This window comes from Ferruginibacter profundus (assembly GCF_054783275.1).
In genome coordinates, this window is record NZ_BAAGQW010000003.1 from 1,185,245 (window position 1) to 1,200,500 (window position 15,256).

At 41.1% G+C, this 15,256-nt stretch carries 12 protein-coding genes; 7 read left to right on the plus strand and 5 right to left on the minus strand.

Annotation, left to right across the window (positions count from 1 at the left end):
• Window positions 1-82 precede the first annotated feature (82 nt).
• Both ACYVM0_RS24695 and ACYVM0_RS24700 read right to left on the minus strand, forming a co-directional pair.
• On the minus strand, window positions 83-487 hold the full coding sequence (locus ACYVM0_RS24695) for a YMGG-like glycine zipper-containing protein (protein WP_460561723.1): 405 nt from the start codon (window positions 485-487) through the stop codon (window positions 83-85).
• A 357-nt stretch (window positions 488-844) separates the two neighbouring features.
• Window positions 845-3,340 carry a TonB-dependent receptor gene (locus ACYVM0_RS24700; protein ID WP_460561725.1) on the minus strand — a complete coding sequence of 832 codons (2,496 nt, stop codon included), beginning with the start codon at window positions 3,338-3,340 and terminating at the stop codon, window positions 845-847.
• Between the two features lie 249 nt (window positions 3,341-3,589).
• Between ACYVM0_RS24700 and ACYVM0_RS24705 the strand changes: the two genes are divergently transcribed.
• Complete coding sequence (locus ACYVM0_RS24705) at window positions 3,590-5,221, plus strand: amidase (RefSeq protein WP_460561727.1); 1,632 nt, start codon at window positions 3,590-3,592, stop codon at window positions 5,219-5,221.
• Window positions 5,222-5,401: 180 nt separating this feature from the next.
• The gene (locus tag ACYVM0_RS24710) at window positions 5,402-7,063 is read left to right on the plus strand and encodes a Kelch repeat-containing protein (protein ID WP_460561729.1); all 1,662 of its coding nucleotides are present in this window, start codon (window positions 5,402-5,404) and stop codon (window positions 7,061-7,063) included.
• Window positions 7,064-7,118: 55 nt separating this feature from the next.
• Here the strand turns inward: ACYVM0_RS24710 and ACYVM0_RS24715 are convergent, their stop codons facing one another.
• The gene (locus ACYVM0_RS24715) at window positions 7,119-7,634 is read right to left on the minus strand and encodes a GNAT family N-acetyltransferase (protein WP_460561731.1); all 516 of its coding nucleotides are present in this window, start codon (window positions 7,632-7,634) and stop codon (window positions 7,119-7,121) included.
• Window positions 7,635-7,818: 184 nt separating this feature from the next.
• Here ACYVM0_RS24715 and ACYVM0_RS24720 point away from each other — a divergent pair, with 184 nt between their 5' ends.
• The 4 genes from ACYVM0_RS24720 (at window position 7,819) to ACYVM0_RS24735 (ending at window position 12,627) form a co-directional block, all read left to right on the plus strand.
• Window positions 7,819-9,384 carry a sensor histidine kinase gene (locus ACYVM0_RS24720; RefSeq protein WP_460561733.1) on the plus strand — a complete coding sequence of 522 codons (1,566 nt, stop codon included), beginning with the start codon at window positions 7,819-7,821 and terminating at the stop codon, window positions 9,382-9,384.
• 251 nt (window positions 9,385-9,635) lie between these two features.
• Window positions 9,636-10,586, plus strand: coding sequence for a tetratricopeptide repeat protein (locus ACYVM0_RS24725; protein WP_460561735.1), 951 nt, complete (start codon window positions 9,636-9,638; stop codon window positions 10,584-10,586).
• A 227-nt stretch (window positions 10,587-10,813) separates the two neighbouring features.
• On the plus strand, window positions 10,814-11,968 hold the full coding sequence (locus tag ACYVM0_RS24730; RefSeq protein ID WP_460561737.1) for a hypothetical protein: 1,155 nt from the start codon (window positions 10,814-10,816) through the stop codon (window positions 11,966-11,968).
• A gap of 212 nt (window positions 11,969-12,180) precedes the next feature.
• On the plus strand, window positions 12,181-12,627 hold the full coding sequence (locus ACYVM0_RS24735; protein WP_460561739.1) for a hypothetical protein: 447 nt from the start codon (window positions 12,181-12,183) through the stop codon (window positions 12,625-12,627).
• Window positions 12,628-12,700: 73 nt separating this feature from the next.
• On the opposite strand, the gene ACYVM0_RS24740 is transcribed toward ACYVM0_RS24735, so the two are convergent.
• Window positions 12,701-13,399, minus strand: a complete 699-nt coding sequence (locus tag ACYVM0_RS24740) for a DUF1826 domain-containing protein (RefSeq protein ID WP_460561741.1) — start codon at window positions 13,397-13,399, stop codon at window positions 12,701-12,703.
• 171 nt (window positions 13,400-13,570) lie between these two features.
• A complete protein-coding gene (locus ACYVM0_RS24745) occupies window positions 13,571-13,891 on the minus strand; it encodes an AAA family ATPase (protein ID WP_460561743.1) in 321 nt (106 codons plus the stop codon).
• Window positions 13,892-14,109: 218 nt separating this feature from the next.
• On the opposite strand from ACYVM0_RS24745, the gene ACYVM0_RS24750 reads away from it, so the two are divergent.
• Window positions 14,110-15,015, plus strand: coding sequence for a helix-turn-helix domain-containing protein (locus ACYVM0_RS24750; RefSeq protein ID WP_460561745.1), 906 nt, complete (start codon window positions 14,110-14,112; stop codon window positions 15,013-15,015).
• Window positions 15,016-15,256: the final 241 nt, after the last annotated feature.

Consider the following 15,256-nt stretch of genomic DNA (forward strand, 5'->3'; position numbering starts at 1 on the left):
TATAAGATGTACGAAATAAAAAAGGCGGAACCTTTCCAACACACTGAAAGAAGGTTCCGCCATCTATTATAAGCCATATTTTTTAGTTACGACCATCTTTTTTATCCTTAGCTCTTCCTATACCATAACCAACACCTGCACCTGCGGCACCACCTATAACGGCACCCACTGCCCTGTTTCTTTTATTGATGATTGCGCCGGCTGCTGCACCGGTAACACCGCCAATTACGGCACCTTTTGCTGCTTTGCTCCAGCCTTTTTTCTTAGGTGCTGCGGCCGGGGCTGCTGCTGTGCTATTATTTACGGTTGCAGTATTAGCCCTGTTGGCAGCTGCTGCTTCATTTCTTGCTTTGGTTTCTTTGAACTTTGCAAATTCAATAGAATCTCTTACCTCAGATGCTGACAATACTTTTGTTTCATCTTTTGCTTTTCCCTTGCAGGCTACCATTGTAGTAGCTACTGCTAAAATCATTAATACTTGTTTCATACTGTTAGTTTTATTCAATTAGTGAAATAAAATTTATTGTTCTTTACCCCTATTGAGAATACCGTGCCAAACTCGGTAAAAATTGTTAAAGAAATGTTGAGGGAGGTTTTATCAACATCAAAACCCATTGATTTTTAAAGAAGTATTTATAAGGATGTGGAAAAAACAGGCCCCTGTAAACTGATTTAAATAAGGTAAGATATCAGGTATTTTTAATACTACGGTTCAGCTTTATCATCCTTCATCCTCTAAAATCTTTGTAAAGGTAGCCGTATCGTTAAGCGCAAATGTTACACAATTATGGAATTGAATTGTACAATTCACATTTCCGGAAAATACAGGATGTAAACAAATCAATTAACCACCTTCTCCTGATGGTGCAGCAACCTCTTTATTATCCTCTTTATCTTTTTTAAATTCCAGGCGCCCAAACTTCCAGGTAAAGTTGAGGCCGATTGAACGGTAAGGAACATTGCGTGTACTCCTGGTAGTAAAGTTGGGGCCAAACAACTGTGTAGTTTGTTTTACATACGCCGCAAAAGGATTAGTGGCATTCAATGCAAGACTGCCTTTTTTATTCCAGAATTGTTTGCGTATGGCCATACTGTAAGAAGTAAAGGAAGGATACTTTCCCTGTGCCTCATTCCTGGGCGAATTAAAGTTGCCAAAAAATTCCCCGGCCAGTGTTTTGCTAAACTGGTAGCTGGCATTCATATTGATCCTGTAATTAAAACTATTGGAATTATAACCTGCATCCAATGCATTTATGGTATGCCTGTAAAAAAATGCCAGGTTACTCCTGATGCTCAGCTTTTCATCAATATGCAGGTCAACATAAGCGTTCATACCCATATTATTTTCCGTACCAATATTCTGCCGTGTACTTACCGCCACATTGGTGTACACAGAATCCCCCACTTTAAGCGACGGATAAAAAACAATGAAGGGCTGAATATCGTGATTATTATTCCTGTAAAAGGCACTTATTACAAATGAACCTGCTTTTTCAAAATTTTTATTAAAGCTCAATTCCACACGTTGCCCTGTTTCCGGCAGCAGGTAAGGATTACCAGCCGAAATATTTTTCGGGTCGGTGGTATTTATGTATGGATTCAGGTCAAAATAATCCGGCCTTTCAATGCGTTTGGAATAACTGAGTTTAATGGTTTTATTGTCGCCGATTTTTTTAGAGAAGAAAACAGATGGCACAAAAGTATTGTAACCATGCTGCCCCGCCTGCTGTTGTGCATTGCTGTAAAAAGAATTGATCTCGGTACGTTCGTAACGGCCACCTAATTTGGTGTCGAAAATTTTTGCTACAGGGAAACTGATTTCTCCATATACCGCATAAACATTTTGCTTGTAATCCAGATTATTGGATAATGAGGTATCGTATAAGTAATTTTTAATGGCAGGCTTGTAACCAAACACGGTGGAATTACTGCTGATATCATTATGTTCTACATCTGCACCCACGCCTAAAGCAACATCTTTGCCTAACGGTTGGGTATAATCCACTTGTAATTCCTTACTTTTTTCTACACCCGGGTTATCACCGTAAGCACCGTAAAATATTGTATCAACAGGCTGGAGTAATTGATAATTGCCTGATGTACCCTTACTTTTTTCATAAGCGGCATTAAGCGATATTTCCAACTCCTGGTCTTCTTTATCAAATGTTCTTTTATAGTTCAGGCTGATATTGGTGTTGTACGAAGCTATAGTATAATCGTTATGATTGACCGTGGCAACGGAAGAAAATATGGACCCTGGTCCCTGGTTGGTTACCACCTGTAATTGATTGGTAATACCGCTGCCTTTATACCCAAAGCTGCCATACCGTACCGAGCCGGTAAAATTATTTTTCTTTTTATAGGTCCAGTCAAAACCAATACCAGATTCCGAACCATGCCTGTCAAAATGATGCACAGTAGCATCCTGTTGCAAAGCAATATTTTTTTTGGCTGCAGTATCAGCTGATAAGCGTTGCGAAGTGCCGGATACCCTGGTGCTTACACGGATATTACCACTCATAAATGCATTGATACCAAAATTACTTTTACGGGCATTAAAATTTAAAGACCCATTTTCATTTAGCGTACCTGTAGTTAATGAAATATTACCATTGATCCCTTTTACCCTGCTGCTTTTTAAAATGATATTGATGATACCACCTAATCCCTGTGCATCATACCTGGCGCCGGGGTTGGTAATTACCTCTATACTTTTTATCTGGCTGGCAGGAATTGATTGCAATACATCGGCAATGCTGCTGCCAAATGCTGTGGAAGGTTTGCCATTAATTAAAAAACGAATGCTGCTGCTACCGGCCAGTTGTACATTACCATCTACATCTACCGACACCTGTGGTACTTTTTTAAGAATATCTGTAGCCAGGCCACTTTGTGATGTGAGGTCCTTTTCTGCATTAAAAACCAGCTTATCAATTTTATTTTCTATCAGCCCGGCTGAAGAAGAAACGGTAACACCCTGCAACAACACTGTTTTTTTAATAAGTACTATTGATGGGATAATGGTAACGCCATTCTTTTTTACTACCTGGATATTATTGATGGTGTACGATTGATACCCCAGGCATTCCACCAGTATTTTATAATTGCCCGGTTCTACTTCAGTTAATTTATAACTGCCTTCGGTATTGGTAACTGCACCATTCACAGGTTTTTTATTGCCTTCGGCAAATAAAGTAATGGTGGCATATTCTATTGGTTTTGCTGATGCCGAATCGGTAATCTTTCCGCTAATACTACCACCGGTATTTTTAGTAGTTTCCTGGGCCTTGCCCGGCAGTATTAAAAATATGAATAAGCCCAGTATAATTATTTTGTGCATTGGTACATTTTAAAAGCAGGCAAAGCTAATTGTTAATTCCGGTGGCAATCTGTATTTAGTTAATGATTAACCATTGAGTTTTACAAGTGGTATTTACGGCTGATGAGATTGCACTCATCCTCGTCTTCCCGGTTTTTCGGGATATGTATTGGTGCTGAGATTTTAGGCTCAGAAAAGCCTGCGGCTTTTTTAACTTCCGCCCTCAACAAACAATTCCGTAATTTGTTTGTCTTATTAAAAACGTAAAGTATGAACAGGAGACACTTTATCCGCAACAGTTCTGTTGCCGGCTTATCGGTAACGGCATTATCATTTGCAGCGTGTAACACCAGCACTAAAGAAGATAAAAAAGACCACACCGTTGCAGGCGATATTGTTGCCGATAATTTTGTGCTTAACGAAATTACCATTGATGCCTTGCAGCAAAAAATGAAAGCCGGTGAATATACTTCCAAAGCTATTACACAATTATACCTCGACCGCATAAGCAAGATAGATAAAGCAGGGCCCAGATTAAATGCCATTATTGAATTAAACCCCGATGCACTGGCCATTGCAGATGCGATGGACGCCGAAAGAAAGGCGGGTAAATTAAGGGGGCCGCTGCATGGTATACCCGTTTTAATAAAAGACAATATTGATACGGCAGATAAGATGCAAACCACTGCCGGCGCATCGGCGCTGGAGGGTAATATAGCAAAGCAGGATGCCTTTATTATTAAAAAATTACGTGAGTCCGGTGCGGTACTTTTAGGCAAAACCAACCTGAGTGAGTGGGCCAATTTCCGCTCCACCAGCAGCTGCTCGGGATGGAGCAGCCGTGGCGGGCAAACCAAAAGCCCGTATATACTCGATCATAATCCCTGCGGCTCCAGCTCTGGCTCGGGTGTGGCAGTAGCCGCCAATTTATGTGCGGTGGCCATTGGTACCGAAACTGATGGCTCTATTACCTGCCCGGCATCTGTTAGCGGATTGGTGGGCATTAAACCTACCGTAGGCTTACTCAGCCGCTCGGGCATTATCCCTATTTCGGCCACGCAGGATACAGCGGGCCCGCTGGCACGTACCGTAAAAGATGCCGCCATTTTATTAGGCGCCTTAACCGGCGTTGATGCCAACGACGCCGTAACAGCCAATAGTAACGGTAAGGCACAAACGGATTATACCATATTTTTAAAAACCGATGCTTTAAAAGGTAAACGTATCGGCATTGACCGTAAAAGAAAAAGTACCAACCAGAACCTGGAAAAATTATTAGATGATGCTATTGCAGTATTGCAACAACAGGGCGCTACTATTGTGGCGGTTGATTATATGGCAAAGATCAGCGCACTGGGCAAATACGAAACCGAGATTTTACAAACCGAATTTAAAGACGGTGTAAATAAATACCTGGCAGGTTGTACCATCGCTATTAAAACAGTGGCTGATGTTATTGCTTTTAATAAAGCCAACGAAGAAAAAGCCATGCCGTATTTTAAACAGGACCAGTTGGAAAGCTGCGATAAAAAAACGGGCCTGCAGGCGGCACCTTATACAACAGCATTAGCAAAGGGGCGTGATGCTGCCAGGAAAATTATTGACGAAACCATTGCCACCAATAAACTGGATGCTATTGCGGGCATCACCATGGGCCCGTCATGCAGTATCGATATGCAATACGGCGACCGCTGGGGCGAAGATTTTTTAACCCAGCCTGCGGCAATGAGCGGTTATCCGCATATTTGTTTGCCATGTGGCACCACACATAATTTACCGGTAGGACTTTCTTTTTTCAGCGGCGCTTATACCGAACCGCAATTAATTGCCATGGCGTATTCGTATGAACAGGTGGCAAAGAAAAGAGTAGCGCCGGGTTTTATAAAATCTTATTTGGATTGAGGGTGAATTGATAAAGTTTGTTTTATACAGCAGTTATCAGCATTTCATTTATAAATATAATAATTATGAAAACTATTTTTTTATCCATGTAAATTGACAACTCCTATGTTGTCATTGTTATTTTTCGTTATCTTCATATCTGAATTTGTACTACTATTAAGTTAACAACAAAACGTAGTAATGAAAAAAATTACCCTTCTCTGCCTCATAACCTCTATATCCTGCTTTTTATTTACCTGCAAAAAAAGTGAAGATGTAAATCACCAGTTAGGGCCGGGTGATATTGCAGCATTAAATATTCAAATCACAAAAACATTACAAACCGAGTTGAATGAATTTGACATCAGCTACATCATAAAAGAAACTGCTCACGGCGACTACAAGAATGTTTTTTTTCAATGGAGTACAGACCCTGAATTTAAAACGGACACTTTTCGTGTTACCGTTACCCCTAATACAACCGGCGAAACAATGCTTTATCATCTTTCTAATCTTAAAGAAGGAACCAGATATTACGGAAGGTTAAGCGCAACTTACAGAAGCATACAATCATTTTCGGAACGAAAAGAATGGACAACTGATAGTTTGGTGGTAATAAGAGCCGGCTACCTCGGAGTTGCAAGGGGCTTCAACAGGGGCGATACTATTGAGGCGATAACAAACTTATTTGGTATCACAGGAACTAACAGCAAAGTGCTTGTTGGTCCTTATGATTGCCCTATTATTAAAGACAATGGCAGTGGTATTACTTTTGCGGTACCTGCTACAATACCTCCGGGTAAATATGTTTTTCGTGTTTTCACACATAACATGGATGCAAAGGCTTCTGATTCTACCCAGATTTTAAGAGGCAAATGGCGGTTTATAAATTCTCCCGATATTCCTGTTAATCCTGCGGCTTCTGCTGCCGGATTAATGTTTTTTGGTACCTGCAATTCTGCCCAAAAAGGGTATATCGTGGGAGGCCAATATTTTAATGGCCCGCCTGTGGGTGTTCCTAATAGCCAGTTTCCGGAATATTTTATTGAATTTGATCCGCAGTCATTTAGCTGGACAAAAAAATATCCGGTAAGCCCAAGATATATTGACTATCCTATCTGCTACTATTACAATAACAGCATTTATGTAATTAGCGCACAAGAATGGTCTCTTGACCCACTTGGAGGCCCATTAAAAAACAAGATTCTAAAAAAGATAATGCGCCTGGACCCGGTCAGTCTTAATTGGGTAGACATGGGTGATGTTCCTTATCCACATCTTAAAGGGCCTTCAAGTTTTGAATACAATAATGAGTGGTATATTGGTATGGGGTTAGATAGTGTGACAGGAGATTATTCAAATAAATTCTGGAAGTATAATCCGGCATTAAACGTATGGACGCAGCTAGCCGATTATCCCGGAGTGATACATCGCAATCCAACCTGCTTTACTATAGGTTCAAAAGCCTACGCATTTTTAGGAGCCATTCAAAATGGGATTAATTTTTCACGTGAGCTTTGGGAATATGATATTGCTGCCAACACCTGGAACCAAAAAACATTGCCACCAGCCCTCGCTCTACCGGCAGGAGAAAAATACCAGGTAGTTACCTATAATAACAAAGCTTACTTTTTAACCGGACAGATACTTACCCCTTTTGTTAATGGATTTGAATACGTTTTGGTTAAGCCCTGTCTTGAATGGGATCCTGCAACGGGTATCTATAAAGAAATATCTTTCCCGGTAGGTGGAGATATATTGCGAACTGTTTTTAAACAAGGTAATCGCTTTTATTTTCAATCTGATGCATTGGGCTATTACGAAAGAATACCTAATCAGGCTTATGAACTTACTATAGAATAAATACCCTCGTCCTCGTCTCCGACGAGGATGCGCTGGTTTGTGACTTCAGTCTCACCTAAAACTCCAGATACATCCTGTGATTAGGATTACTATGCGTAGCCGAAACCCTGAAATCGTGACTGCCGGTAATGGTAAAACCGGCCCTGGTATAAAAGTTAAAGGCCCTTGTATTTTCTACCCATACATATAACCACATGCCTTTTTGCTGCGCCTGTTTGGCCAGTGCCACATTAAATTCAAATAATAGCTTGCCCAGCTTTAAACTGTAAAACTGCTGCAGTAAATAAATACGCTCCAGCTTGGTAATGTTTTGTATGTTGCTGTCATCGTAAGGGTGATTGAAAATAATTTTAGAAAACCCTGCCGGCTTATCATCATGGTAAATGATGTGATATATATTTTGCGGATCATTTAATTCTGCTGTAAAAGCAGCAAGGCTGTATTTTTCAGCAATGTAATTATCAATATCTGCCGCCGGCGCACTGTGGCCATGAGATTGTATGAAAGTTTCAATGGCAAGTGGCATAAGCACTGCGGCATCTTTTACGGTGGCTTTAATTATCCGGGGCATCAGTTTACATTTAAAAGTAAAAGTACCACTGTTGTGGTGGATACAGAAATGATACTATTATACCCGAAGCCTGTACTATTTTAACAAAGGCCTGGTGTATTACCAGCACAAACAATTTGTTGTACAGCACAGGCGTTAAGGATAGGCATTATAACTCCATTACCACAAAACCACCAACCAGGCAATGATCACCAATATCATTATCCCAGGCATTGTATTGACGCTACTTGCCTTTACTGCAGTACTGCTTAAAAAGGCTAACGGCTTACCGGTAGCCAACAGAATTTTCAGGCATTTTTATCCCGGCAGCAATATGGCTTTATATTTTACAGCACAGCAGCAACGCGGCAGTTACTACCATCAAATTATTATCAGCCTTAAAGCTTTTGCCCATACCTTATATGTTGCCTTTAACCCTGTACCATGGGTAAGCCGTACAGCAAAACTGCTGTGTAATTTTGGTGTACACGATCAGCTAAAGCCTTACGAAATAAAAAGGCTGAAGATTTTTAACTATTGCAATGGGGTGGGTATTTTATCGGCTGTTATACGATTGGTGTACCTGCAGTTTTTTGCCCTTACTGATTATCCTGCCAGTGTGCTGGCAGTTAATGCCTTGCCCCTGGTAGTTTGTGTGGCTATGACGGTTTGCCTTACACTATACAGCTATAAAACTGCCATTCTTATTTTTTTCAGTTGTTTTCCGCCTGTGCTGGCTGCCATGATATTTTTTACACATGATAAAGGCCTGGAAATTTACCTGGTATTATCTATCCTTCTTACTTTCTTTTTCTTACACCGGCTTAAACAAATCATCGCTTCCTTTTGCTGGACGTTGCTGTTTTTTTTATGGGTAACGCTGCCGGGCAGGCCGGCATTACCTGCGGCCCCCGATATTGCCCTTGCTGTTATTAATTACGGCACAGCCTTTTTGTTTCTTTTTATTACGCTTTATTTTATAAAGTTTGAAGTATGGAAGTACGAAAAATCGATACGTAAAAAGAAAAAGGAATTACAGCAGCTGAACAGGGTAAAGGATAAAGTGTTTTCTGTTATATCTCACGATATGCGTACGCCTATTGCTTCTGCCATAATGCTGATGAGGGCGCTGGAAGATAAGGCCTTTAACCAGGCAGAGTTTGATGAACTGCTGCCCCAGTTAAGAGGCAGCATGGAAGAAACCGAAGAGTTGCTGGGCAACCTGCTGATATGGGCACGCAACCAGATAGAACATACCGCAATTACTGTGAGCGATGTAGCAGTAGCCGCCGTAGCCGCACAAACCATACAAACCTTACAGCGAAATGCAGCAGAAAAAAACATCCGCCTTATTAATGAAGTACCCGATAACTGCTATGCACAGGCAGATGAAAGATCGATACAGATAGTGCTGCGAAACCTTATTGGCAATGCGCTTAAATTTACAGCCCCGGGTGGTTATGTAAAAGTAAAACAAAGCAGGGTAAACGATACGGCCATAAATATTACCGTAGAAGATAACGGCGTTGGCATTCCCTTTAGCAAACAACCGCTTTTACTAACCAATAGTTATTATACCTCTTTAGGTACCCATAAAGAAAGAGGCACCGGCCTTGGATTACTGATATGTAAAGACCTGGTAGAAAAAAACGGGGGCAGTTTATTGTTTGCCAGCGAGCCCGGCTATGGCACCAGTTTTACTTTTTCGCTGCCGGCAATGCAACAGGTACCTGCTGCTGCCCCTTCGCTTATTTTAAAAATGGCAGTGTAGGTACCGGGTGCCATTTTAATTACAGTATTCTTTTACTTCTTTTTATGGTGGCTATACTAACCAACCGGTTATAATTTTTTGCATACAGGCAATTTGTGTATACTGATTGCGGTGCAGCATTTGCTGCAAAAAATTATTATAAAGAAAAGCCCGCCGGTAATTGCTTTGGCATTTTGTTGTTACCTTCATTATGCCGTTTATTGTACACCTGGCCAATAGTACCGCATCTACACCCTCCTAAATATTTTTTAATGAAACCTTTTTTATTGCTTACATTTTTTGTTGCACTGTTTTGTGTACATGGTACAGCGCAAACAAAAGAAGCCCATTACAAAAAAGCTTCGGAACTGTACGACAAAGCCGATTATTCAAATTGCTTAAAAGAAGTGAATGCTGCACTGCGGCAGGACTCCACCAATTCGGAATATCTTTTTTTAAAAGGCAATACCCTGGATAGGTTAGAAAAATACGAGGAGGCTTTTCTTACCTATTCGTTGCTGATTAAATTATACCCTAAAGATGCTATGGCACTAAGCCAGCGGGGCATATTATTAACCAGCATACAAAAACCGGAGTATGCCATACAGGATTTTACCGAGGCCTTAGGTTTTGAAAAAACCGACAGCGTAAGGCTTACCTTATTTATTAACCGTGGAGCTGCCAAGATTAATACCCGTGATTTTCAGGGTGCTTACGACGATTTTTTTGCTGCCTACCAGATTGACTCGCTGAATATTGGGGTGCTGAATAACCTGGCTACCGTTTGTGACGAAGTGGGCAAGGGCGATAAAACGTTGTATTACCTGTACAGGATGATAGCGATAGATTCCACTTTTATTGGCGCTTATGTTAATATTGGTTTTAAGATGCAGGAAATGGGCGACCATAAAAAGGCCATTAGTTTTTTTGATAAGGCCCTTGCACTTGACCCTAAAGAACCACTGAGCTACAGCAACCGTGCTTTTAATAAGTATAAACTGGGCGACTTACAGGGAGCATTAAACGATATTAATATCTCCATTAAGTTGTATCCCGCCAACTCCTATGCCTTTCGCAACAGGGCCCTTATTTTAATTGCACAAAAAAAGCAAGGCGATGCCTGTAAAGATATTAAAGAGGCCCTGCGCCTGGGCTTTACCAAAATGTATGGCGACGAAGTGGAGCAAATGGAAGTAAAGTATTGCAAGACTATTTCGATGTAAAGAAGTGAATGGTAGTTAGTGGTGGTATACTTTTTTTTGGCCACCGTATGCTGCGGTTGAAAACCGCAAAGATCAGCAGATACCAGTGAGCCTGGTGCGAAAGAACACCGGCGACAGTGGGGAAGTTGAATCTTATTAAAAAATAAAAAATTCTCCATTGCGATAAATACGATATGCCAGACTGAAAAAAGTTCATATATTGCCTGCTCCTGATAAAACTAATCCTGATGCCGAAGTTTCTTCTATTCTTTTCATTCTTATTGTTTTGTATTCTACTTAATGCACAAACTATTTCGGAATCATCCGTTGTAATTGTTGCCTGTAAAAGTGGTACACTAATAATTGACGGAACTAGTATTGGGAAAGTTGAAGCCGATGATGCAACAAAGCAAACACTTTCTTATGGAGACCATTACCTGCAACTTAAGACATCTTCCGAAAAAATTAATCAAACAATAACAATCGATAAAAACACAAAAGGTGTAATTAAAATTGGTTGCGCCGAAGAAATTAAGTCCGAAGGCCAAAGATTAATTAATAAAGAAGTTGCACTTGCCGGAGCTTTAACTAACAACCAGGATCAAAATGTATTTGGTTTTGATACTGATGATATCATAAACATCAACTGCTCGATTTTAAACAAAAAAGGCACCGCAACAATTTCGCTAATTGATTATAAAACCGGAAAGCCGATTTACAGTAAAGCTGATTTTAATAGCATTACGAACGAAAGAATAAAAATTCCGGTAAAAGGCATTTATTATTTCAGTCTTTATACTGATGCATTATTTGGCAAGACAGCAAAACTTGTTGTTGACAGAATTCCTTCGGCCAACAGTAATCCCAATTTTAAAACATCAGTGAAAAAAGTTTACGATACAACTAATGAAGAGGTACTTAAAACAAATACCCGGGTATTTTCAACAACCAATCTAACACACCAAAACAGAACCGCTGTTAGTATTAATCTCCCCAGGGGTACAACTTATTGGGCTTACTGGATTGGGGTAGGCCAGGAAGCACAGAATCAAATGAAAAATTTTGTTGCTACTTTATCGGGTGCTTCAGGTTTGGTTTCTTTTAATCCTTTAGTAAGTTATGGTATGAAACTAATACCGAACTTACCAATGCTTAATACTCCGGCAACAGTAAGCTACATTTTTATGGATAGTAAAAATGCACAGGCATTTATAAGCAAACAAGCATACAGTTATTACAAATTTAAACATGCTGATAATATTACAACCGATTACTCTCTAATAAGCGGATATTTTACCGATCTCGTTTTAAGTTTAGAAAATCAAAATACTACGATAGGTCACGATGTGGAAATCAGAGTGGTTGCTTTTAAGGTTATTTCTAAACTTGTCATGGAAGAGTAACAAGCTAAAAGAATTGCTAAAGAGTGTTTGCTTACTTTTTACCTGGTTGGATTTAGTTGCTCTTAAAAAACTCCTTGACTATTTATCACAATTAAATCGCTGAAGCGGAACTCTTAGGAAAGGGGATTGCTTTATTTTAACATATCTTATTAAAACTTAGCCCGCTGTTTGCCGTATACTGATTGTAATTATTCATTTTAAAAACAATCATTATGAAAAAGATTTTTACCTGGTTGATTGTACCTGTTGTGGCAGCAGTGCTATTTACCAGTTGCGCCAAGGAAAGAGTATATGATGATAGTGCCTACTGGCTTTCGCAGGAACGGGGCGATGTGGTGTACAGTAATAACAGCTGCGGCTACTATGTGGTGGAAACCAATTACGGCTATACCATCATCCGCAACCTGGATGGCTTACGCACCTACGATGGCGATGTGCTGTATGGAGATTTTGGTGGCTATGGCAGCCGTAATTTTTATAATTACACCGCCGATATTATTACCAGGGGCACCGTGGTGGAATACGATCTTTCGTACAGCTCCGCACAAAATGCCATTGATTATTATTGCCCTTACGGCAAATCGGCAGGGCCAACCATCAGGCAAAGTGCCAACGCAAATAATAAAATACAAAGAACAGCGGCTCCCGTAAATCAATAGTTTATTTTTTCAGCAACGCCTCTTACGGAGGCGTTGTTGCTTTTTGAACACTGTTGTATCAAATTGATCATACTTAACAAATAAGCAACAAACGGGGTTCCCCGTTTTTTTCCCGGGGTGCACGGTGCACACATGGGGGCACCTGGCTTGCGGGATGATCGATGGCCAGCCGCCATAAGTTACCTACGCCTAAGTTTACAGGTTGAGCGCCGGGTGCAGCCTGGTAATGTAAATCGAAACAATGTTCAGTTAGAAAAGATGGAAAACCCTCAGCTGGGCCGCCGTATAGTTTTTGGAGCGCCTCACGTATTTCGGGTATAAGCACTTTTTGTTGGGCCTGTGCATTGGGCAATACCTCGCTGGGTGCGCCGTAGTATGTGCATAAGAAGGTATCGGTGGGTATACCTGCCCTGTCTGCATGAAAGGAATAGACATCCGTTGGAAAAAACGAGCTGGCATCATCTCTCTCGTAACACCTGATGAGGTTAAGCACCGGGGCGGCACCGTGAGCGGTTAACCACTGCAGATCCTGTAAAATAATATCTCGTGCCAGCTGCCCCTGTTCAGTCAACTGCAGTTTGCCAAGCTGCTGCGGGTCAATGACCGTTATATTTTCGTTTTGCGTTATTTTATTGGCAATGTCGGCAAAATCACCTGCCAGGTTACGGTGCCAGCAAATGGCATTTACTGCTCCATGAAAAGGAGTGGCAACAAGATCTTCAAAATTGTTGACATAGTGAATCTGGTGCCCGGCAGCAGGTGAATTGATCATAATAAGGGATAAAGGTATAGAATGATTTGTTGCCCGCCGGCAGTAGACGGGGAGGCTCATCTCTTGGCCTAAAAAATTTATAAAAACAAAGTTTCCTGTGCTAGCTACATTAAAAAAATTATTTAAGTTCATTTCAACTACCCCTCTACCATTTACTTCTATTTGGTAACTTTATTCTGCAGATATAAAGGATTGTAAAATAATATGAGCTTTGGGAATTTTTGGTAATTCGCCATTTGAGCCATTTTTAAAAAGTCTTTTTTCTTTTTCTTGAACGTCAGATATCTCTACCAGAATATGATAACTATCTTCATTTGTTCTAATATCAGCTTTGTTGAATGTGTGAAGGTCTTGAAGTTTATAAAGAGACTTTATTATCGAGGATTTTCCCGAATTATTAGGACCTGTAATTACATTAATATTTGAAGAGAAGCTTATTTTTAAATTACTAAAGCTTCTAAAGTTTTTAATTTCTAGAGTATTGACAACCATTTTTTAAAATTTAATCTCCCAGCAAAGTATAGTACAAATTCAATCTGAAAGGAATTTTCGGCGAGTAAGTATTGATTGTGGCAAGATAGAAAACGAATATAATCTTTCAGTCTTGGGTTTACAACCGTATTACTACTTGGCACTACAAATTCGATTAAACCATTTCCTTTTCCACCCCCAAATTTCCCCTACCTTTGAATTTCGCAAACTCAAACATCATGAAAACCTCCACACTGGAAGATTTTTACCAACAGGTAGCCCCTCATATATCGGCAGGCATTAGTAAAGAGATAGGGCATTTTAACGTATTTAGCATTGCCGAAACCATAGCACGGGTAAAGGAAAAGAACCAGATGCCCTATAACCGGCGCACATTTTACAAGATCAGCTTAATTAAGGGCCGTAATACCGCCGAGTATGCCGATAAAGTGATTGCCATTGAACAGCAGGCGCTGCTGTTTGCCACACCCAAAGTGCCCTACCATTATGTGCCGCTGGATGATAAGCAGGACGGGTGGTTTTGCATTTTTACCGATGAGTTTTTAAACCGCAATATTACCGGCATAGCACTGGATGAACTGCCCATTTTTAAGCCGGGTGGCTACCCTGTATTTGAGCTTACGGCCGGCGAAAGCCAGGAGCTTACCGCTATTTTTGAGAGGATGAATAAAGAACTTTCGGGCAACTACGCCTATAAGTACGACCTGCTGCGCAATTATGTGCTGGAGCTGATACATTACGGGCAAAAGCTGCAACCGGCCGCGGTGGCGCCACCTGCACACAATGCCTCGGCAAGGGTAACGGCATTGTTTATTGAGTTGCTGGAGCGGCAGTTTCCCATAGAGTCGCCAGGGCAGCAGCTGCAGTTAAGAACGGCCAAAGATTATGCGGAGCGTTTATCGGTACACGTAAACCACCTTAATAAAGTATTGAAAGCAGCTACCGGCAAAACCACCACCGAGCTTATTAGTGGCCGTGTAATACAGGAGGCTAAGATATTGCTGAAACAAACGGACTGGAATGTTTCGGAGATCAGCGATAGCCTGGGATTTGAAGAGCTGGCGCATTTTTCTAATTTTTTTCGTAAACAAACGTCGGTGGCGCCGGGGGCGTTTAGGGGGTGAGGCGTGAGGCGTGAGGCGTGAGGCGTGAGACGTGAGGCGTGAGGGGTGAGGCGTGAGGCGTGAATGGTGAATGGTGAGGCGTGAGGTAGGTTTGCCTGGATGCAGGGGCGGGAGAAAAGGGGGCTGGCGGCCGGGAGCCGCGGTGACGCCAGGGGATTGTTTGAATTTTGCAAACAACGGATTGATGTGTGCAAACGGCAGGGCTGGTTGTTGACGGAACTTTGTGTCTTACAATTTTTAA